Annotated in this window: 19 protein-coding genes; 14 read left to right on the forward strand and 5 right to left on the reverse strand. The window is 69.9% G+C overall.

What is annotated here, in order from left to right; genetic code table 11:
• Window positions 1-26: 26 nt before the first annotated feature.
• From IFU19_RS11475 to IFU19_RS11485, 3 genes are read left to right on the forward strand one after another with little or no spacing between them, the layout of a single operon-like run.
• A complete protein-coding gene (locus IFU19_RS11475; protein WP_055838070.1) occupies window positions 27-1,139 on the forward strand; it encodes a carbohydrate ABC transporter permease in 1,113 nt (370 codons plus the stop codon).
• Window positions 1,136-2,050: a carbohydrate ABC transporter permease gene (locus tag IFU19_RS11480; RefSeq protein ID WP_055838073.1), complete on the forward strand. Its 915-nt coding sequence runs from the start codon at window positions 1,136-1,138 to the stop codon at window positions 2,048-2,050. The genes IFU19_RS11475 and IFU19_RS11480 overlap by 4 nt, the downstream gene beginning before the upstream one ends.
• On the forward strand, window positions 2,047-4,011 hold the full coding sequence (locus tag IFU19_RS11485; RefSeq protein WP_192013906.1) for a glycogen debranching N-terminal domain-containing protein: 1,965 nt from the start codon (window positions 2,047-2,049) through the stop codon (window positions 4,009-4,011). Before IFU19_RS11480 ends, IFU19_RS11485 begins: the two co-directional genes overlap by 4 nt.
• A gap of 71 nt (window positions 4,012-4,082) precedes the next feature.
• On the opposite strand, the gene IFU19_RS11490 is transcribed toward IFU19_RS11485, so the two are convergent.
• On the reverse strand, window positions 4,083-4,559 hold the full coding sequence (locus IFU19_RS11490; RefSeq protein WP_192013908.1) for a YbaK/EbsC family protein: 477 nt from the start codon (window positions 4,557-4,559) through the stop codon (window positions 4,083-4,085).
• A gap of 236 nt (window positions 4,560-4,795) precedes the next feature.
• On the opposite strand from IFU19_RS11490, the gene IFU19_RS11495 reads away from it, so the two are divergent.
• Window positions 4,796-5,869 carry a Glu/Leu/Phe/Val dehydrogenase family protein gene (locus tag IFU19_RS11495; RefSeq protein WP_192013910.1) on the forward strand — a complete coding sequence of 358 codons (1,074 nt, stop codon included), beginning with the start codon at window positions 4,796-4,798 and terminating at the stop codon, window positions 5,867-5,869.
• Between the two features lie 57 nt (window positions 5,870-5,926).
• Here the strand turns inward: IFU19_RS11495 and IFU19_RS11500 are convergent, their stop codons facing one another.
• The 3 genes from IFU19_RS11500 to IFU19_RS11510 all read right to left on the reverse strand — a co-directional run bounded on the left by IFU19_RS11500 (window position 5,927) and on the right by IFU19_RS11510 (window position 7,601).
• Complete coding sequence (locus IFU19_RS11500) at window positions 5,927-6,265, reverse strand: histone-like nucleoid-structuring protein Lsr2 (protein ID WP_055838082.1); 339 nt, start codon at window positions 6,263-6,265, stop codon at window positions 5,927-5,929.
• A gap of 75 nt (window positions 6,266-6,340) precedes the next feature.
• Window positions 6,341-7,105, reverse strand: coding sequence for an acetolactate decarboxylase (locus tag IFU19_RS11505; protein ID WP_199858739.1), 765 nt, complete (start codon window positions 7,103-7,105; stop codon window positions 6,341-6,343).
• Window position 7,106: 1 nt separating this feature from the next.
• Window positions 7,107-7,601: a histone-like nucleoid-structuring protein Lsr2 gene (locus IFU19_RS11510; protein ID WP_342343410.1), complete on the reverse strand. Its 495-nt coding sequence runs from the start codon at window positions 7,599-7,601 to the stop codon at window positions 7,107-7,109.
• A 21-nt stretch (window positions 7,602-7,622) separates the two neighbouring features.
• Here IFU19_RS11510 and IFU19_RS11515 point away from each other — a divergent pair, with 21 nt between their 5' ends.
• The 7 genes from IFU19_RS11515 (at window position 7,623) to IFU19_RS11545 (ending at window position 16,443) form a co-directional block, all read left to right on the forward strand.
• On the forward strand, window positions 7,623-9,122 hold the full coding sequence (locus IFU19_RS11515; RefSeq protein ID WP_055838090.1) for an amino acid permease: 1,500 nt from the start codon (window positions 7,623-7,625) through the stop codon (window positions 9,120-9,122).
• Between the two features lie 162 nt (window positions 9,123-9,284).
• Entirely contained in the window at window positions 9,285-10,334 is a 1,050-nt protein-coding gene (locus IFU19_RS11520; protein ID WP_192013914.1) for an efflux RND transporter periplasmic adaptor subunit, read from the forward strand.
• A complete protein-coding gene (locus tag IFU19_RS11525) occupies window positions 10,331-11,251 on the forward strand; it encodes an ABC transporter ATP-binding protein (protein WP_192013916.1) in 921 nt (306 codons plus the stop codon). Before IFU19_RS11520 ends, IFU19_RS11525 begins: the two co-directional genes overlap by 4 nt.
• Window positions 11,251-12,543, forward strand: a complete 1,293-nt coding sequence (locus IFU19_RS11530) for an ABC transporter permease (protein WP_055838096.1) — start codon at window positions 11,251-11,253, stop codon at window positions 12,541-12,543. Before IFU19_RS11525 ends, IFU19_RS11530 begins: the two co-directional genes overlap by 1 nt.
• Before the next feature lie 143 nt (window positions 12,544-12,686).
• Complete coding sequence (locus IFU19_RS11535; protein ID WP_055939325.1) at window positions 12,687-13,430, forward strand: ABC transporter ATP-binding protein; 744 nt, start codon at window positions 12,687-12,689, stop codon at window positions 13,428-13,430.
• Window positions 13,412-14,998: a hypothetical protein gene (locus tag IFU19_RS11540; RefSeq protein ID WP_192013917.1), complete on the forward strand. Its 1,587-nt coding sequence runs from the start codon at window positions 13,412-13,414 to the stop codon at window positions 14,996-14,998. Before IFU19_RS11535 ends, IFU19_RS11540 begins: the two co-directional genes overlap by 19 nt.
• A 137-nt stretch (window positions 14,999-15,135) precedes the next feature.
• The gene (locus tag IFU19_RS11545) at window positions 15,136-16,443 is read left to right on the forward strand and encodes a cytochrome P450 (RefSeq protein ID WP_192013918.1); all 1,308 of its coding nucleotides are present in this window, start codon (window positions 15,136-15,138) and stop codon (window positions 16,441-16,443) included.
• Between the two features lie 75 nt (window positions 16,444-16,518).
• Here the strand turns inward: IFU19_RS11545 and IFU19_RS11550 are convergent, their stop codons facing one another.
• Window positions 16,519-16,890, reverse strand: a complete 372-nt coding sequence (locus tag IFU19_RS11550; RefSeq protein WP_192013920.1) for a DUF7882 family protein — start codon at window positions 16,888-16,890, stop codon at window positions 16,519-16,521.
• A 433-nt stretch (window positions 16,891-17,323) separates the two neighbouring features.
• Here IFU19_RS11550 and IFU19_RS11555 point away from each other — a divergent pair, with 433 nt between their 5' ends.
• The 3 genes from IFU19_RS11555 (at window position 17,324) to IFU19_RS11565 (ending at window position 18,879) form a co-directional block, all read left to right on the forward strand.
• Window positions 17,324-17,662 (forward strand): ANTAR domain-containing protein, encoded by a 339-nt coding sequence (locus tag IFU19_RS11555; RefSeq protein WP_192013922.1) that lies wholly within the window; start codon window positions 17,324-17,326, stop codon window positions 17,660-17,662.
• An 85-nt stretch (window positions 17,663-17,747) separates the two neighbouring features.
• Window positions 17,748-18,080 (forward strand): hypothetical protein, encoded by a 333-nt coding sequence (locus IFU19_RS11560; RefSeq protein ID WP_192013924.1) that lies wholly within the window; start codon window positions 17,748-17,750, stop codon window positions 18,078-18,080.
• A 100-nt stretch (window positions 18,081-18,180) separates the two neighbouring features.
• Complete coding sequence (locus tag IFU19_RS11565) at window positions 18,181-18,879, forward strand: SDR family oxidoreductase (protein ID WP_342343428.1); 699 nt, start codon at window positions 18,181-18,183, stop codon at window positions 18,877-18,879.
• Window positions 18,880-18,994: the final 115 nt, after the last annotated feature.

Consider the following 18,994-nt stretch of genomic DNA (forward strand, 5'->3'; position numbering starts at 1 on the left):
TCGCGCCCACGAAACGCGAACCCCTCATGAGTGCTCTCACCACCGCGTCCCGCCGCGCCGGGTCCCCCTCCTCGGGGATCCGGCGCGGCGAGGCCGCCGCCGGCTGGCTGTTCACCGCCCCCGTGCTGATCATCCTCGGCGTCTTCCTGCTCGTTCCCGTGCTGATGGCGCTGTGGGTGAGCTTCTCGGACTGGACCGGGCGCGGCAGCCCCTTCTCGTCGAACGTCAACTTCGTCGGCGTCGACAACTACGCCGCCGTCACCACCGGCGGGGGTCTGGCCGAACGCGACTTCGGAACGGCCCTGCGCAACAATGGCTGGTACGTACTGCTGGTCGTGCCCCTGCAGACCGCGCTCTCGCTCTTCCTCGCCGTGCTGGTCAACCGCGCGGTCCTGCGCGGTCGCGGGCTGTTCCGCACCGCCTTCTACTTCCCCTCGGTCACGAGCTCGGTGGCCATCACCGTGCTGTGGCTGTTCCTCTTCTCGGCCTCGGGCGCCGTCAACGAGGTGCTGTCGTGGCTCGGCATCAACGGTCCCAACTGGTTCAGCGACCCGTCCGGTGTCGTGCACAACCTTCTCGGCGCCGTCGGCATCACGAGTGGCCCCGCCTTCCTCACCGGCAACACCCTGCTCGGGGTGTCGTGGTGGGACTGGCTCGCGGGTCCCTCGGTGGCGATGTCGGCGTTCATCGTCATGGCCGTGTTCACGACCTCGGGAACCTTCATGCTCCTGTTCATCGCGGGTCTGCAGAACATCGGCGGCGACGTGCAGGAGGCCGCCATGATGGACGGCGCGACCGGATGGCAGCGGTTCTGGCGCGTCACCCTCCCCCAGCTCAAGCCCGTGCTGTTCACAGTGCTGACCCTGGGCCTCATCGGCACGTGGCAGGTGTTCGACCAGATCTACACCGGCACGCAGGGAGGCCCGGGCAAGACGACGCTCACACCCGCGTACCTCAGCTACTCGTCGGCCTTCCTGTCGCAGCAGTGGGGCCAGGGAGCCGCGATCGCCTTCGTGCTGTTCGTCATCATCGTCGCGCTGACGATCCTGCAGCGCTTCGTGCTGCGCGACCGTCCCGTCTCGCGGCGCCGCATCCGGCAGTACGAGGTACGCACCGGCACCAAGGGAGGCACGCGATGACCGCCACGGCATCCCCCGCGACCACCGTCCTCGCGGAGCAGCGGATCGAGGGGCCCCGGCGTCCCCGCCGGCACCGCCTGTCGGGCAAGGCCCTGCGCTGGCAGATCGGCCTCTACGTCCTGCTCATCGTGCTCGCCGTCATCTACATCTATCCGTTCCTGGTGCAGGTGGCGACCTCGTTCAAGACGGATGCCGCGGCGGCGGCCGATCCGATCTCGCTCGCACCGCAGCCCTTCACGTGGGCGGCGTACGAGCGCCTGTTCCTGAACTCCGACTTCCCCGTGTGGTTCGGCAACTCCGCCATCGTGACCGTCTTCGTCACCCTGGGCCGCGTGTTCTTCAACTCCCTCGCCGGCTACGCGCTCGCCCGCCTGCAGTTCCGCGGACGCGGTCTCGTGTTCGCCGGACTCGTCGGGGTCATGGCGGTGCCCACGGTGGTGCTGCTGATCCCGAAGTTCCTCGTGATCAACCAACTCGGCATCTACGACTCGTACGCCGGCATGATCCTCCCGCTCCTCGTGGATGCCGCGGGCGTGTTCATCATGAAGAACTTCTTCGAGTCGATCCCCCCGTCCGTCGAGGAGCAGGCGCGCGTCGACGGCGCCGGCACCTTCCGCATCTTCTGGTCGGTCGTGCTGCCCATGGCGCGCCCCGCGCTCATCACGATCGTGATCCTGTCGTTCCAGGGATCGTGGAACGAGCTGAGCCATTTCGTCGTCTCGACCCAGTCCCCCGAGCTGACCACCCTCACCAAGGGCGTCGCCGCCCTCGCGAGCGGTCAGCTCAGCCAGGGCAGCCAGTTCCCCCTCAAACTCGCGGCCGCGGCCATCATGACGATCCCCGTCGCCGTGGTGTTCTTCGTCTTCCAGCGCCGCATCATGAACGCCAGTGAAGGAGCCGTCAAAGAATGACCACCGCCCCCACCACCTCGCCCGCCTCGCGCGTGTCCGGGACGACGGCCACCCCGACTCCTGTGCAGCCCCTGTTGAACGACGCCGTCATCGCGCTCCGCGCTCCCACGCAGGTGTGGTCCGATTCGACCGGCGACATGGGCTCCGCCGCCGTGCACGGGGTCTACCACGGCGATGTGCGGCACGTGCGGTCGCTGACCGCGAGCTGCGACGACTCCCCCGTCGAGTGGATCTCGACGGCTCCCGACGGCGCATCGCGCATCGTGTTCGGCGGTCTGCTGCGCGCGCTCGACGACGCGACCCCGGATCCCAAGGTGCGACTGCTGCGCGATCGCCGGGTGTCCGACGGGCACCTCAGCGAAACCTGGACCCTGCGCTCGCGCGTCGAACACCCCGTCGTGACGACCCTGCACCTCGCGCTCCGTCCCGAGTTCGCGCAACTGCACGAGGTCAAGTCGGGCCACGCGCACCCCCGCCCCGCCGCCATCGAGCTCGCCGGCGATCGCGCGATCGTCGACGCCGGCCCGCAGGGACTCGAGCTGATCGCGCCGGGGGCACGTGTGGCATCCGGGGCCGGCGAGCTCACCGCCCGCTGGGACGTCGAGATCCCCGCTCTCGGATCGGTCGAGGTCGCGTGGACCCTCACCCTGCGCGACGACACCCTCGTCGTCGGCTCGGCCGCGGCGCCCGCGCGGTGGAATGCCGCCGCCGTCGCGCAGACGACCACCGACCCGCGGCTCGGACGGTGGCTGCACACCGCGCTCGACGATCTCGACGCCCTGCGCCTCGTGCTGCCCGAGCACCCCGACGACGAGTTCTTCGCCGCCGGAGCGCCGTGGTTCTTCACGCTCTTCGGCCGCGACTCGATCTGGGCCGCGCGTCTGACGCTGCCGCTGGACCGAGCGATCGCGGAGTCCACGCTGCGCGTGCTCGCGCGGCTGCAGGGCGCCGACGACGACGCGTCGACCGCGCAGGAGCCGGGCAAGATCCTGCACGAGCTGCGCGCCTCGGCGCTCGAGATGCCCGGCGAGGGCATCGTGCTGCCGCCGAAGTACTACGGCAGCGTCGACTCCACGCCGCTGTGGATCTGCCTCCTCGCCGACACCTGGCGCGCCGGCATGCCCGACGCCGAGGTGCGGGAGCTGCTCCCGACGCTGCGCGCCGCGCTCGGCTGGATCCGCGACAGCGGCGACAGCGACGGCGACGGCTTCCTCGACTACATCGACCGCCTGGGCACGGGCCTGTCGAACCAGGGGTGGAAGGACTCCGGCGACTCGATCCAGTGGCGTGACGGTCGACTCGCCGAGGGGCCGATCGCGCTCTGCGAGGTGCAGGCCTATGCCTACGAGGCGGCTCTCGCCGGTGCCGACCTGCTCGACACGCTCGGGAGCGAGTCGGATGCCATCGAGGCGGTGTTCTGGCGCGGATGGGCGGCCGATCTGAAGGCGCGGTTCGCCGAGAGCTACTGGGTCGAGACGCCCGAGGGCCGGTACCCCGCCGTCGCGCTCGACCGCGACAAGGAGCCCGTCGACACCCTCACCAGCAACATCGGGCATCTGCTGGGGACCGGCATCCTCTCACCCGACGATGAGGCGCACGTCGCGGGGCTGCTCCGCGGCGAGAGCCTGTCGAGCGGGTACGGCATCCGCACGATGTCGACCGCGGCCGCGGGCTACTGGCCGCTGTCGTACCACGGGGGCAGCGTGTGGGTGCACGACACCGCGATCGCCGCCCACGGCATGCTGCGCGCCGGCCTCCGCGCCGACGCGCGGGCGGTCGTCGGAGGGCTGCTCGACGCGGCCGAGGGCTTCGCCTACCGCGTACCCGAGCTGCACTCCGGCGACCCGCGCACCCATTCGTCGGTGCCGACGCCGTACCCCGCGGCGTGCCGCCCCCAGGCCTGGTCGGCCGCCGCCGCGGTGGTGTGCCTGACCGCGCTCACGACCTCGCCCGGAGCGTAGCCGCCGGGCGGCGGCGGCCTCCCCCGACCGCCGTCGTCCGGCCTTTCGACACGTCGCGCGACCCGATGTTCTCAGGCGACCCGCGTCACCGTGCCGCCGGTGAGTCGAACCAGCTCGTCGAACGTCAGGGGGAACACCGTGTGCGGGGTGCCGCCCGCCGCCCAGATCTCGGCGAACTCCGCGAGCGCCTCGTCGACGATCGTCGTCAGCGGGGCCGGGTGCCCGGTGGGGGCGACGCCCCCGATGGGCTGCCCCGTGGCCGCGAGCACCTGATCGGGCGTCGCCCGGCGGATGCTCCCGCGCCCGAGCCGATCCGCCAGCGTCGTCGTGTCCACGCGGTGCGCGCCGCTCGTCATCACCAGCAGCGGCTCGTCGTCGCTCCAGAACACGAGGCTGTTGGCGATCGCCCCCACCTCGATGTCGAGCGCCGCCGCCGCGAGCGCGGCCGTGGAAGCGGCATCCGGAAGCACGATGATCGCCCCCTCGATGCCCGCGGCCTCGAGCGAGGCGGCGACGAGACGGCTGCGAGCGGGAAGGGCGTGGTTCATGGCGTCAGCCTAGGTGCTCCCCCTCGCTCCCTCGCGAGAGCACACGGTCCGCGGGGGGTCGCACCTCCTCGCGGGTCCTCGCGCCGATCGTGGGCTCTCGGCATCCACTGCGCGACGCACTCGCGCACGCCTCACTCGCGCACGCCGCGGGCCCGGGTCACAATGGAGGGTGGATGCCGCAACGCCGCGGCACCCGCTGAGTACCGCCCACAAGGCGGTCGACGACAAGGAACGCGATGACCCACGCCCTCCCCCTGCCCGATTTCACGCACGAACGCGTGGAGGTGATCACGGGGCGGCGCAGCGGTCTGCTCGTCGCCGTCGCCCTCCACTCCTCGGTTCTCGGCTCCGCTCTCGGCGGCGCGCGACTGTGGACCTACCCGTCGTGGACCGACGCGGTCGGCGACGCGCTGCGCCTGTCCGCCGCCATGACGCTGAAGAACGCGGCCGCCGGTCTCGACGCCGGCGGGGGTAAGTCGGTGATCGGCCTTCCCGAGGGGACGGTGCTCGACACCGACCGGCGCCGTGCCGCCTTCCTCGACCTGGGTGACGCCGTCGAGAGCTTCGACGGGCTGTACCGCACCGCCGAGGACGTGGGATCCACGACCGAAGACATGCTCACCGTCAGCGAGCGCACCGCGCACGTGGTGGGTCTCCCCGACTCTGTCGGAGGCTCCGGCGAGCCCGCCGGCCCCACGAGCTCGGGTGTCTACGCCTCGCTCGTCGCCACCCTGGAGCGTGCGGTGGGCACCGGCGACGTCGCGGGACGCCGCATCACGATCGCCGGCCTCGGCCAGGTCGGCGGCCGACTGGCCCAACGCCTGGCGTCGGAGCACGCCGCCCTGACCGTCACCGACGTCGATCCCGCCAAGCGCGCCCGGGCAGCCGAGCTCGGTGCCGCCTGGGTCGAGCCGGGCGAGGCGCACCTGGTTCCGGCCGACGTGTTCGTGCCGGCCGGCATCGGTGGAGTGCTCACCGACGACGTCATCGACGCGCTCGACGCGCGCGCGGTGTGCGGTCCGGCGAACAACCCGCTCGCCGAGCGCGCGGGGGCGGAGCGGTTGTCCCGCCGCGGGATCCTCTACGCCCCCGACTTCGTCGTGAACGCGGGCGGCGTGATCTACCTCGACCTCGTGGCCAAGCGACGCGGCACCCTCGACGAGATCATGGGGCGCGTCGCCGGCATCGGCGATACCCTCCGCCGCGTCTTCGACGAGGCCGAGACCCGCGGGGTGACCCCTCTGGCCGCCGCCGAGGGTCTGGCCGCCGAACGACTTTCCGTCGGAGCGGGCGCCGCAGCTCCGGTGTGAACGAAAAAGAATCCGGATGCCGCGGTCTCGCGGCATCCGGATTCTTTTCGGAAAAGGTCAGTGCGCGGCGTCGTAGGCCTCGAGAATTGTCGTCGAGATGCGCCCGCGCGCATTGATGTCGTGGCCGTTCTTTGCGGCCCAGGTGCGCACGTCGACGAGATCCCGTGACGATGTCGCCCGTCCGCGGGTAACACGGCGGCCACTCGGCGACGGCGACCCGACGGAACGACCCGCGGCGATGAAAGGCGCAAAAGCGTCACGGAGGGTCTGCGCGTTCTCAGCGGAAAGGTCGAGTTCGTACGCCCGGCCGTCGAGTGAGAAACGAACCGTGTCTCCGTCGTCGAGAACCGTGCCGTCGAGATCGTCGATCAACTGGGTGATCTGCTTTTTAGCCATGCCGTCATCCTAAGTCGGGATTCCCGGGTGATCCGGTGTCTGCTATTGCAGATTCACCCGCCGAATCATCCGCTTTCATCGGGTCGATGAAGTGAGCGGACCGCCCTCTACGGCCACGATGCGATGGTCGTCGTCGTGCGTCAGCTCGGTACCGAGGAATTGCGCATCCTGCGGCAACTGCAACGTGAATCGGGCGAACGCGGCCACGCGAAGACGGGCCGAATCCAGCTGCACCTCGAGAACGTGGCCGCCGACGAGCCGGTCGTCGCTGAGGAAATGCAGGTGCAGACCCGCCACCGTGATGCCCTGATAGATGCGGGGCATCCAGAAGCCCACGAGCGAGCCGGCGCGGTCGACGGTCACGGTCTCGATCTGCTCCGCCGCCACCTCGGCGAGCGGCCGGAAAGGCGCCTCCTGCCGCCGCGTGACGCGCGTCTTCACGCGGGAGACGACTCCGTCGAGGCGAACGACGTGGAACAGATTGCGGCTCGCGAGTCGTGCGTCGACCGCGTCGCCGATCCCGTCGAGGTCGAGGCCCTCGACCTTCGCGGTCGCCGCATCCGCCAGGGTGCAGACGTCGACGAACGGCAGCACCTCACTGTCGTCCATCAGCCGGGGCGGGCCGTCGGTCGTGCACTCGAAGAGCTGTCCGTCGAGAACGACGACCTCACCACCGAGGCCTTCGCAGCAGCCGATCCCGGTGTCGCCGAGAAGGCGCACGTCGGGAACGGCGATGCCCGACGAATAGACGCCGCCCAGAAGCGCATCGAGAACGGCGAATTGCGTGACCGACGTCGACGCGATCGGCGCCGTCCTCGAGGCGGATCCGGCCGAGGTCAATTCAGGAATGGGCTTCCGTGTAAGCGTCGAGAACGGTCCCGGGAACACGACCGCGGTCGCTCACGGTGTGTCCGTTCGCGCGCGCCCATTCACGCACGGCACCCAGATCGACGTCGTTCGCGCGGCGGGCCGGACGCGCACGACGCGTGGTCGACGCGCCTCGCGATGCCGAACGCGCGGCGTCGACGAAAGGAGCGATCGCCGAATAGAACTTGTCGGCATTGCGGTCGGAGAGGTCGATTTCGTACGTACGACCTTCGAGAGAGAAAGTGATCTGCTTTCCCTGTCCTTCTTCGAGGACGGAACCGTCGAGATCGTCGACGAGGTGCGTGATGTGCTTGAGAGCCATAATACGAAAAACTTTACACCCGCATTCCCTGTATTTCTCACCGCGCGCGCGACGTGCTACACCCTCCGGCGTTCCCGCGGGGACGCTAGGCGCAACGGCGAAGACGGTACTACTCTCCGTGGGTGGTGTTCGCTCCCCGAGCACCACCCGAGACAGAGGATGCACCGCGTGAGCCTTTTCCGTACGAAATCGGTGGAGCAGTCCATCGCCGATACCGACGAGCCCGAGTTCCGGCTGAAGAAGTCCCTGACCGCGGTCGACCTCACCGTGTTCGGCGTGGGCGTCGTGATCGGCGCCGGCATCTTCACCCTCACCGGTCGCGTCGCGCACGACGTCGCCGGCCCCGCCGTGGTCATCAGCTTCATCGTCGCCGCGATCGCCTGCGGCCTGGCGGCCATGTGCTACGCCGAGTTCGCCTCGACGGTGCCGGTCTCGGGATCGGCCTACACCTTCTCGTACGCCTCGCTGGGCGAGCTGTTCGCCTGGATCATCGGCTGGGACCTCATCCTCGAGATGTTCCTCGGAGCGAGCGTCGTCGCGCAGGGCTGGAGCGCCTACCTCGGCACCTTCCTGCAGCAGATCGGCATCACGCTGCCGGCGGAGCTCTCGTACGGCGGTGTCGTCGACCTGCCCGCGATCCTGCTCGTCATCGTCTTGGGCGGCTTGATGACCCTCGGCATCAAGGAGTCGCTCCGCGTCAACATGGTGCTGGTCGCGGTCAAGCTGTTCATCGTGCTGTTCGTGATCATCGCGGGCATCATGTTCATCAACCCCGCCAACTACAGCCCCTTCGTGCCGGAGTCGGTCCCGACCGAGTCGGCGTCGGGCCTCACGCAGCCGCTGCTGCAGTTCCTGTCGGGTCTGGAGCCCGCCACGTTCGGCGTCGGCGGCATCTTGGCGGGTGCGGCCCTGGTGTTCTTCGCCTACATCGGCTTCGACGTCGTCGCCACCACCGCCGAAGAGACCAAGCGGCCCCAGCGCGACCTGCCGATCGGCATCATCGCGTCGCTGGTGATCTGCACGATCCTCTACTGCGCCGTCGCGATCGTCGTCACCGGCATGGTGCCCTACGACCAGCTCAACCCGGCAGCGGCCCTGGCCAACGCCTTCGCGTTCCACGGACAGACGTGGATGGCCACCGTGATCGCTGCGGGAGCCGTCGCGGGTCTCACCACCGTGGTGCTGACGCTGATGATCGGCGCGACCCGCATCATCTTCGCGATGTCGCGCGACCGCCTGCTGCCCGGCAAACTGGCGAAGGTTCACCCCCGCTTCCGTACGCCGTGGGTGATTTCCGTCATCGTCACGGCCATCGTCGCGGTGGTCGCCGGGTTCACTCCGATCGGCGTCCTCGAAGAGATGGTGAACATCGGCACCCTGTCGGCGTTCGTGCTCGTGTCGGTCGGCGTCATCGTGCTGCGCCGCAACCGTCCCGACCTCAAGCGCGGCTTCCGCGTGCCGTTCAACCCGGTGCTCCCGATCCTCTCGGCGCTCATCTGCACGTACCTCATGCTCAACCTCTCGGTCGAGACCTGGCTGCGCTTCCTCATCTGGCTGGCCATCGGGTTCGCGATCTACTTCGCGTACTCGCGCCGTCATTCGCGCCTGGCGACGGGCGCTCCCCTCGACCCGTCGAAGCCCCGCGTGGTCTCGCCGCCGAAGGAGTAATCCCCTCGCGACACCGGATGCCACGACCCCGCCGTCCGTGCACGGCCGGGGTCGTGGCATCCGTCGTTCACCCCGTCGGGGCCATACATCGACGAAACGGGCGCACCCCTAGGGTGAGAGAAATCGCGTCGTCGACGACGGTTCCGACATCCGGGGGGTTTCATGGGGATCGCACGCACGTGGGTCTTTCCGATTCTGCGCATCATTCTCGTGGCGATCCTCGCGGTCGCCCTCGTGAAGCTGGCGTTCTTCCCGGATCGGCCCGCCGACGCGGCCCCGGCCGAACCGACCGGCGCGATCGTCGAGCCCCGCGTGGTGGCCGCCCTCGGCACGATCACCAACGACGTCGTCATGAAGGCGACGGTCTCGGCCGACGCGGCCGTGCCGCTGAAGTCCACTGCCGCCGGCACGGTGAACAAGATCTTCATCGCCCAGGGGGCGCAGGTCAACGCCGGAGACGTCGTCTTCGACGTCAAGGTGCCGATCGAGCGCGACCCCGCCGACAGCGTGGATGCCGAGGGCAAGCCCAAGCCGGCCATCTTCCGGTGGGAGAACGTCACGGCGCCCGCCGGCGGCACCCTCAGCGCCCTCAGCGTCATCTCGGGCCAAGAGGTCACGATCGGCGCGGTCGCGGGCAACGTCGCACCGCCGAGCTACTCGGTGTCGGGCACCCTGGAGCCGGCCCAGCAGTACCGGCTGCTCAACCGCCCCACCGAGGCCACCGTCACGATCACCGGCGGTCCCGCCGCCTTCACGTGCGGCAACCTGCGCATCACGACCCCGCTCGCCGGCAGCGGCGGCGGAGAGTCCCCGACGTCTGGGACCGAGGGCGCGGCGGCCGGCACCGGCACCTCCGGCGCCTCGACCACCGCGACCTGCGGGGTTCCGGGCGAGGTGACGGTGTTCTCGGGGCTCGCTGCCGAGATGACCATCGCGGGCGGCCGCGCCGAGAACGTGCTGCTGGTGCCCACGACCGCCGTGCGCGGCGCGGCGCAGAGCGGCACGGTCTGGGTCAGTGCGGCCGACGGCAGCACCGAGGAACGCGCCGTCGCCCTCGGTCTCACCGACGGCACCCAGGTGCAGATCACCCAGGGACTCGCCGAGGGCGAGGAGATCCTCGAGTTCGCCCCCGGTGCCCTCGCCGCCGGGAGCGAGGGGTGCACCACCTACCCCGACGGCTCGATGTTCTGCGAACCGGCGCCGGCCGGATGAGCCTGCTCGCGCTGCGGGAGGTCACCCGCACGGTGATCCCGCAGGATCAGCCCGCCCTGACGATCCTGTCGGGCGTCGATCTGACCATCGAGCCCGGCGATCACGTGTCGATCGTCGGGCGCTCCGGGTCAGGCAAGTCGACGCTCCTGAACCTGCTCGGTCTGCTCGACCAGCCCACCAGCGGCGAGATCACCTTCGACGACAAGCCCGTCCGCGCCCTGTCGGCGGCGCGACGCGATCGACTGCGCGGGGCTGCGATCGGCTTCGTCTTCCAGCAGTTCAACCTGCTGCCCGGCCGCACGGCGCTCGAGAACGTGACCATGCCGCTGCTGTACTCGACCGGCCGCACATTCTGGCGTCGCAAGAGGATCGCCGCCGAGATGCTCGAACTCGTCGGGCTCGAGCACCGGCTGAACAGCATGCCCGACCGCCTGTCGGGTGGAGAGCAGCAGCGCGTCGCGATCGCACGCTCGCTCGTGCGCGGGCCGAGCCTCATCCTTGCGGACGAACCTACCGGGGCTCTCGACCTCGACACCGGGCAGAGCGTGATGGAGCTCATCGACGACGTCGCCACCCGGACGGGCGCCGCGCAGGTCGTCATCACCCACGACCCGATGATCGCGCGACGCGCCCGTCGGCACTTCCGTCTCGATCGCGGCATCCTCACCCCCGTCGACGACCCGACTCTCGAGCCGCTGACGCGCCGCGACCGCAAAGAGATGGCGCCCGGTGCGGGCGCCGCGGCCCTCGTCCTCGCCGACCCTGCGGCCGCGCACGCCGACGACGGGGCGGCCCCGACCGACGCCGACGCCCTCGCCGACCTGGGGTTCGCGCCCGATGCGCCCCTCCGCGTCGAGCCCTCCGCCCCGCCCGTCGCCACGGCATCCGGTGACGCGTCCGAGCGGGAAGACGCCTGATGCGCGCGCTGACCGCCCTCGTGGGCGCCCTGCTCGAAGCCTGGCAAGAGGTGCGGGTGCACCGCACGCGCGTGCTGCTGTCGCTCATCGGCGTCGCCGTCGCCGTCTGCTCGCTCACCACGGTGGTCGCCCTCGGCGCCATCGTGCAGCAGGCCAACCAAGAGCTCAGCGAGCGCTCGAGCGGCCGGCCGGCCACCCTGTACGTCCAGGCGTATCGCACCGACGGGTCCGCCCTCGACGCGGCGGCGATGGACACCGCCTGGTCGGAGGTCGTCGACCGCTACCAGGTGTCGTACGCCAGCCGCGTGCAGAGCATCCAGCAGCTCGTGCCCTTCTCGACCGGTGCCGCGCAGGTCGCGACGCAGGCCGTCGATCAGCCCTACGGCGAGATGCACCGCGTGCGCATGCTCGAGGGCGAGTGGTTCACGTCGGCGGATGCCGCTCAGCTGGCCCCGCAGCTCATCGTCAACGAGGTCTTCTGGGACCGCATGGGACGCCCGCCCCTCGAGAGCCACCCCCTCGTGGCTCTGGGCGGTCAAGGCGTGCCGAACGCCGCATCCGGGATTCCCGCGGGCGGGGTGACCGCCGTCGTCGTCGGCGTCACCCCGGCGGCGGACTACGAGGTGGAGCCCTCGATGTTCATGCTCGCCGGGCAACTGCAGGCGATGCAGGACGCCGCGACCGGGGAGCGCGGATCGTCGGCCGTCGCCGTCGATCCGTACGGCGGCGGAGCCCCGCAGACGCAGTACGAGATGTGGATCCCCCCGGAGCTCGCCGACCAGCTGACGACCCTCATCAAGCGCGACCTCGCGGGCTCCCTCGGCGAGGGAGTCGAGGTCAACGCCAACCGTCAGGACTGGGCGCAGTACGGTGACGATCCGTTCCTCGTGACCAAGATGGTGGTCATCGGCATCGCGGTGCTCGTGCTGCTGCTCGGCGCCCTGGGTCTGGTGAACATCGCGCTCGTGACGGTGAAGCAGCGCGTGCGCGAGATCGGCATCCGACGCAGCTTCGGTGCGACGGCCGGTCGCGTGTTCTTCGCGGTCATGATGGAGAGCGTCGTCGCCACCGTGGTCGCCGGCGCCGTGGGGGTCGCGGTGTCGATCATCGCCGTGCAGTCCCCCGCGATGCGCGATCTCATCGGACAGGGCATGGTCAGCGATTTCCCGCCGTTCCCCGTGGATGCCGCGATCACCGGCCTCATCGCCGCCACCGCCGTGGGGGCCCTCGCGGGGCTGCTGCCCGCGCTGGTGGCGGTGCGGGTGCGGGTGATCGACGCGATCCGCTACTGAACGCACGGTCGAACCGAATGCTGCGGTCGGACCGGGCCCGCCGATAGGTTCGGAGGGTGACCGACATTCCCCGTGACGTACCGCCGCCGTCCGCCCTCCCCGACGCCGTCGCACCGCCGACGTCGACCGACTCACTGCCCGCCATGGAGCTCACCGGTCTGATGAAGCGGTTCGGCGAGAAGACGGCGGTCGCGGGGCTCGACCTCACCGTGCCCGCGGGGTCGTTCTACGGCCTCGTCGGACCGAACGGCGCGGGAAAGACCACGACCCTGTCGATGGCGACGGGTCTGCTGCGCCCCGATGCGGGCGTCGCGCGCATCCACGGCGTCGACGTCTGGGCGCAGCCGGTCGAGGCCAAGAAGCTCATCGGCAACCTCGCCGACGGCGTCCGCCTTTTCGACCGCCTCACCGGCGAGCAGTTGGTCACCTACACGGGCATGATGTTCGGCCTCGCGCGCGACGAGGTCGCCGCGCGCACCGCCGATCTGCTGCGCATCATGGACCTGGGCGAGGCGGCCGGCACTCCCGTCGTCGACTACTCCGCCGGCATGACGAAGAAGGTCGCCCTCGCGTGCGCTCTCGTGCACGCGCCCCGCCTGCTCGTGCTCGACGAGCCCTTCGAGTCGGTCGACCCGGTCTCGGCGGCGAACATCGAGGACATCCTGCGCGGCTACACCGCGTCGGGCGGCACGGTCATCGTGTCGAGCCACTCGATGGACCTCGTGCAGCGCATGTGCGATCACGTCGCCGTCATCGCGCAGGGCCGGCTGCTGGCATCCGGGACCGTCGACGAGGTGCGCGCGGGCGCGACCCTGCAGGACCGCTTCGTCGACCTCGTCGGCGGACGCCACCACGCGGAGGGGCCCCAGTGGTTGCGACAGTCCTGAGAATCCGGTTCCGCGTGCTGGGCAACAACCTCACGCGGAGCCCCATGCAGCTGGTCGGCTTCATCTTCGGTGTCCTCGGCGCCCTCTGGATGCTGCTGCTGGCCGGGGTCGGCCTCTTCTTCATCGGCACCCTCGACTTCGACGTCGCGCGGGCGGCGGTCACGGCCGCCGGCGCCGTGCTGACGCTCGGATGGGTGATCGGCCCGGTGTTCGCCGCGGGGATCGACACCACCCTCGACCCTGCCAAGCTCGCGCCGTTCCCCATGACGACGCGGCAGATGATGGTGGCCATCACCGCCGGCGGGCTCACCGGCATCCCCGGGATCGCCACGAGCCTCGGCGCCCTGTTGACCTTTCTCGTGTGGCTGCGCGAGCCCGTCGCGGCGATCGCCGCGCTCGTCTGCGTGCCCCTGGGCGTGCTCATCTGCGTGGTCGCCTCGCGGGCGGTGGCGGCCCTGGCGGGCGGCCTCGGCGGCGGACGACGCACGCGCGAGCTCATCGGCCTCATCGGCTTCGCGGTGCTCATCTTCGCCAGCCCCCTGTTGGTCGGCATCCTCAACGGCGTCCGCGCGGCGACCGACCAGGGCATGCAGGTGCAGTCGATCGTCGACGGTGTCGCGTGGACGCCGATCGGTGCGGCCTGGGCCGTCCCGGGCGACCTCGCCGCCGGCGCGTGGCTTCCCGCGGTGGTGAGGTTCGTCATCGCCGCCGCCACGCTGTCGGCGCTCTGGCTGCTGTGGAACCGCAGTCTGGCGGCCTCGGTCGTCGCTCCCCCGGCCCGCTCCGCGGCTCGCCGGCGCTCGGGCTCGCTCGGCTGGTTCGGCGTCATGCCGTCGAGTCCCGTCGGCGCGACCTGGGCGCGCTCCCTCACGTCGTGGACGCGGGACATGCGCTACATCAAGCAGCTGCTGTTGATCCCGTTCGCGCCGGTGCTCATCCTGCTCTACTCGCAGTGGAACCTGTCGTCGCCGTTCTTCGCCCTGTCGGGGCTGCTCGTGGGCTTCTTCGCCGGGATCCTCGCGTACACCGATGTCTCGTACGACGGCACCGCCTTCGCCACGGTCATGCAGACCGGCATCCGGGGACGCGACGACCGCCTCGGACGCATGCTCGGCGCGGCGACCGTCAGCGTTCCCCTGGTCATCCTCGCCGACCTCGTCACCCTCGGCATCGCCGCGCGCTGGGACCTGCTCCCGGCCGTGCTCGGCGGCTCTCTCGCCCTCACCCTGGTGGGGCTCGGGGTGAGCGCCGTGAGCTCGGCGTTCCTCGTCATCCCGACACCGGCGCCCGGCGATTCGCCGTTCAAACGGGTGCCGGGTTCGACGTTCGCGATGTTCTTGACGTTCTTCGCGTGCTGGGTGCTCGTCGCCGCGCTGTCGCTGCCCGCCGTCATCCCCGCGCTGATCGCCGCGTTCGGCGGTTCGGCCGTGGCCGGATGGATCGCCCTCGCGGTCGGGCCCGTGCTCGGAGTCGCCGTGTTCGCGATCGGCATCGTGGTGGGCGGGCGTCGTTTCGACGCGGGCGCTCCGGCGCTGCTCGCGCAGCTGCGGACCTACCAGGGGGCGTGACCCGGCGCTCTCTCGGCAGCGGCAGCGGCAGCGCGGACACGTCGAAGCGCGGCGCTGAGAGAGGCCGCGGCTATCACACGTCTGCTCGGCGTGCTGCCCCCTCGGTGTGGTGGCGGACGCGTGGAAACGTGGCGATCATGGTCTCCCCCCGCACCCTCCTCCGCGACGACTCCCTCTCCCTTCTCATCCGCGGCTACGGCTTCGGCGCTCACCTCTGGCGTCGCGCCGATCGTGGCGCTCGCGCGGTGCCGTTCCGCCTTCTCGGGCGTGACGCGCTGTTCGTCCGCGGCGAAGAGGGGGTGCGCCTGTTCTACGACGAATCGCGCGTCAGCAGGCAGGGCGCGATGCCCGCGTTCATTCAGGAGTCGCTGTTCGGCCACGGCTCGGTGCACAGCCTCGACGGAGCCGACCACCGTCATCGCAAGGCCACCTTCGTCGACGTGCTGTACGACGACGTCGAGGTGCAACGCCTGTTGCCCGAGCTCGACCGGCAGTGGCGAGGCGAGCTCGACGCCTGGATCGCGGGCGGTGACCACACGGCGTACGACGCGGCCGTGGGGGCCTTCGGCCGCGCGATCATGCGCTGGGCGGGTATTCCGGGCACACCTGCCGCGCAGACGCGCTGGGCGAGACGGCAGGCGCAGATCGTCGATGGTTTCGGCGTGCCCTACTCGCCCGAGTACCTCCTTGCCCTCATCAACCGCCGTTGGTCCGACCGTCACGCCGCCGCGCTGGTCGACGCGGTGCGCGCGGGCACCCTCGACCCGGCGGAGGGCACGGCACTCCATGCCTGGGCGTGGCATCGCGACCGTTCCGGCCGGCTGCTGTCGGCGACGCAGGCGGGCATCGAGGTGCAGAACAGCTTCCGCCCCATGATCGCCGTGTCGCGGTTCGTCGCCTTCGCCGCGAAAGAGCTGCACGATCGCCCCGAGTGGCGCGTGCGCATCGCGGCCGAGACGGCCGAGCGCGACTCCCTCGTCGGTGGCGAGCTGGCGACGATGTTCGCTCAAGAGATCCGCCGCACCGCGCCGTTCGTGCCGATGCTGCCGGCGTGGGCCGACACCGACATCGAACTCGACGGGCAGCGCGTCGCGAAGGGCGGGCGGGTCGTGCTCGACATCTTGGGCACCGACACCGATGACCGCGAGTGGGAGCGCCCCGCGCGCTTCGACCCCGAACGCTTCCGCGGCATCGACGACTACGAGGCACTCGAGGCGTTCGTGCCGCAGGGCGGTGCCGACGTCCGCACCGGCCACCGTTGTCCGGGCGAGAAACTGGCGATCGCCGGCCTCGCGGCGGCCGTCGCCGCCCTGAGCGACCCGCGCGTGCGCATCAGCGGTCGCGGACTCGAGGTGAACAGGCGGCGGATGCCGATGAAGCCGCGTTCCGGCGGTCGCGTGCGTTCCGTCGATGCGCCGTCGGCCTGCCCTTTCCACCGGCGCTGAGCGCCGGGCGCCCGATCGCACTCTCCCCGCGGCGTCACCTGCTCAGGGGAAGCTGTGTGCGGGAGCGACCGGAGATCAGGGTGACAACGGCGCTGTCGCCGGAACTTCTCGAAACACCATCTCCGATGGTCTCTGTTCGGGGGGTGTGTACGAGTCCGGTTCCGGGACGACGTAGAGACCGCGGACGGTGTTGGCGTTGTAGGTCAGCGCCTGGAGCCACGCAGGGTTGAGTTGGGGTGTGCGTCCACCGTGGAACTTGAACACGAGCGAGACGTGCGGATGGATGTACACACTCGTGCGTCCTCCACCCGTGCTGATGTCGTCTTTCCAGGTGAAGACGAAGCTCTCTCCGCGGCGGACCTTCGCCATGATGACGGCCTGCAGGTGAGCGAGGAGCCTGTCCTCGAAGTCGGCTTTCAGGTTCGAGTCGAAGATGAACTTTCCCATGATTCTCCCCACGTGGCCCGCCGCGTGGAGGGCGAGAATCGCGGGGCAGCCCACGAATCTAGATTGGGAACATCGGTGAGCAAATGTTTATCCCCTTGATTTTATTGGTGTCTCGAGGTAGTCACTCACCCGTTTGCATTCGGTTGTGAGCGTCTCGGCGTCGGCGTGAGCGACTCGATCGCTGCGGGCTCGAATCGCCGTGGCGCTTCACCGACACCGTCCGTGCGCATTTTCACGCGGCGATAGCGGGAACGAGCGCCGTCACAGGGGCCGCGATGTCAACCTCGGCGATTTCTGTCGCCTTCGACGAAAGTCTCCGGTGAAGATCGCCAGGTCGAGCGCTCCGAGACGACGAGGCGTACTCGATCACCGAGTGATGCAGATCGCGGCGCACCCAGGTCCGTGCATCGATTGCTTCCGGACGGGTGAACAGGTGTCCGCCCCCGACATTGCGCAGACGCCGCCGAAATGGGCGGCCTTCCGTACCGTGGCCGAAAGCCTCGGGGTGTCTGCCGTGCACGCCATTCCGATGCGGCTGCGCAACGCGGAGGACCTCGCCCGTCAGCTGCAGCGGGCATTGGATAGCCGGATCGTGATCGAACAAGCGAAGGGTGTGGTCTCTCGCCTGCTCGAGTGCTCGGTCGAACACGCATTCTCCTTGTTGCGTTCCTCTGCGCGGCGAAACACCCTTCCCCTGAGGACCGTTGCCGCGCGCATCGTCGATCGAAGTGTGACACCCACCACACTCCTTGCCGAATGGCAAGGCCGTTAACGCGCACACCCGGCCCGGCCTAGTTTCGCGGTGTCGTCGCCCCGGACCCCGGTGACTTCGCTCACGAGCGCGAACCCGGAGAGTCATGAACACGCTGCACACCCCCGTCGGGAACTTCATCACGACCGCGGCCGTCGCCGATGCCGTCTTGGAATACTGGCTGCTGCTCGCCCGCAGCGACGGTTACGACGTCGTCGACATCCCCACTCGAGACGCGGATGGTCATCACCGCACCATGCGACTGACGCTGACACCTTCTCAGACCCTCGCCGTCACCCGGTGGGGCACATCAACGCACCCAGCCCGCGACGAACCGGCCATGGCGGATCTCACGACGAAGATCGCCGCCTTCCACGCCCCCGACCCGGCGACGTTCATCGAGTGGGATCCCAGTTCTGCCCTGTTCGATGAAATCTAAGGGGGGGTGCACGCCGTCGTAGCCCCTCGGCGAGCAGAGCTACCGCGGGTCCGGTCGACTCGCGGGCAAGGTCGCCCTGATAACCGGAGCCGACAGCGGCATCGGCAAGGCCGTCGCCCTCGCCTACGCCCGCGAGGGTGCCGATGTCGGGATCGCCTACCTGAACGAGCACGAGGATGCCGAGGAGGCCCGCCGCTTCGTCGAGGACGCCGGTCGCCGCGCGATCCTGTGCCCGGGCGACGTCTCCGACCCTGCCCACTGCCGCGACCTCGTCGCACAGACCGTGCAGCGGCTCGGAAAGCTCGACGTTCTCGTGGTCAACGCGGCGTTCCAGATGAGCCACGACACTCTCGAGGAGATCGAGGACAGTGAGTGGGACTACACGTGGGCGACGAACGTCAGCGCCTACTCCCACACGGTGAAGGCCGCGCTACCGCACCTGACGGAGGGGGCATCGATCGTCGCGTCGAGCTCGGTCAATTCCGACGTGCCCTCACCGCAACTGCTCCCCTATGCCGCGACCAAGGCGGCGATCGCGAATATGACCGCCTCCCTCGCCCAGCTTCTCGCCGAGCGCGGCATTCGGGCCAACAGCGTGGCGCCGGGTCCGGTGTGGACTCCGCTCATCCCCGCGACGATGCCCGCGGAGAAGGTCGAGAGCTTCGGCGAGCAGGTACCCCTCGCTCGCCCGGGCCAGCCGGCCGAACTCGCTCCGGTGTACGTAATGCTCGCCTCCGATGAGGCCAGCTACGTCTCGGGCGCCCGCGTCGCGGTGACCGGAGGCAAGCCCATCCTCTGACTCACCCCGCGGAACAGAGGGGGCGCCCGCGAACACCACGCGAGCGAGGAGGTGCTCAGGCGATCTCGACCGGTTCGCCCAACGGTCCGCGCTGTCAACGCCCGTGCGACCACTC

Origin of the sequence: Microbacterium sp. CFBP 8794, assembly GCF_014841235.1 — a bacterium.
GTDB lineage: Bacteria > Actinomycetota > Actinomycetes > Actinomycetales > Microbacteriaceae > Microbacterium.

Coding starts and splice junctions, on each gene's coding strand:
- IFU19_RS11475 (WP_055838070.1), top strand. CDS start 27: ATGAGTGCTCTCACCACCGCGTCCCGCCGCGCCGGGTCCCCCTCCTCG.
- IFU19_RS11480 (WP_055838073.1), top strand. CDS start 1,136: ATGACCGCCACGGCATCCCCCGCGACCACCGTCCTCGCGGAGCAGCGG.
- IFU19_RS11485 (WP_192013906.1), top strand. CDS start 2,047: ATGACCACCGCCCCCACCACCTCGCCCGCCTCGCGCGTGTCCGGGACG.
- IFU19_RS11490 (WP_192013908.1), bottom strand. CDS start 4,559: ATGAACCACGCCCTTCCCGCTCGCAGCCGTCTCGTCGCCGCCTCGCTC.
- IFU19_RS11495 (WP_192013910.1), top strand. CDS start 4,796: ATGACCCACGCCCTCCCCCTGCCCGATTTCACGCACGAACGCGTGGAG.
- IFU19_RS11500 (WP_055838082.1), bottom strand. CDS start 6,265: ATGGCTAAAAAGCAGATCACCCAGTTGATCGACGATCTCGACGGCACG.
- IFU19_RS11520 (WP_192013914.1), top strand. CDS start 9,285: ATGGGGATCGCACGCACGTGGGTCTTTCCGATTCTGCGCATCATTCTC.
- IFU19_RS11525 (WP_192013916.1), top strand. CDS start 10,331: ATGAGCCTGCTCGCGCTGCGGGAGGTCACCCGCACGGTGATCCCGCAG.
- IFU19_RS11530 (WP_055838096.1), top strand. CDS start 11,251: ATGCGCGCGCTGACCGCCCTCGTGGGCGCCCTGCTCGAAGCCTGGCAA.
- IFU19_RS11535 (WP_055939325.1), top strand. CDS start 12,687: ATGGAGCTCACCGGTCTGATGAAGCGGTTCGGCGAGAAGACGGCGGTC.
- IFU19_RS11545 (WP_192013918.1), top strand. CDS start 15,136: ATGGTCTCCCCCCGCACCCTCCTCCGCGACGACTCCCTCTCCCTTCTC.
- IFU19_RS11550 (WP_192013920.1), bottom strand. CDS start 16,890: ATGGGAAAGTTCATCTTCGACTCGAACCTGAAAGCCGACTTCGAGGAC.
- IFU19_RS11560 (WP_192013924.1), top strand. CDS start 17,748: ATGAACACGCTGCACACCCCCGTCGGGAACTTCATCACGACCGCGGCC.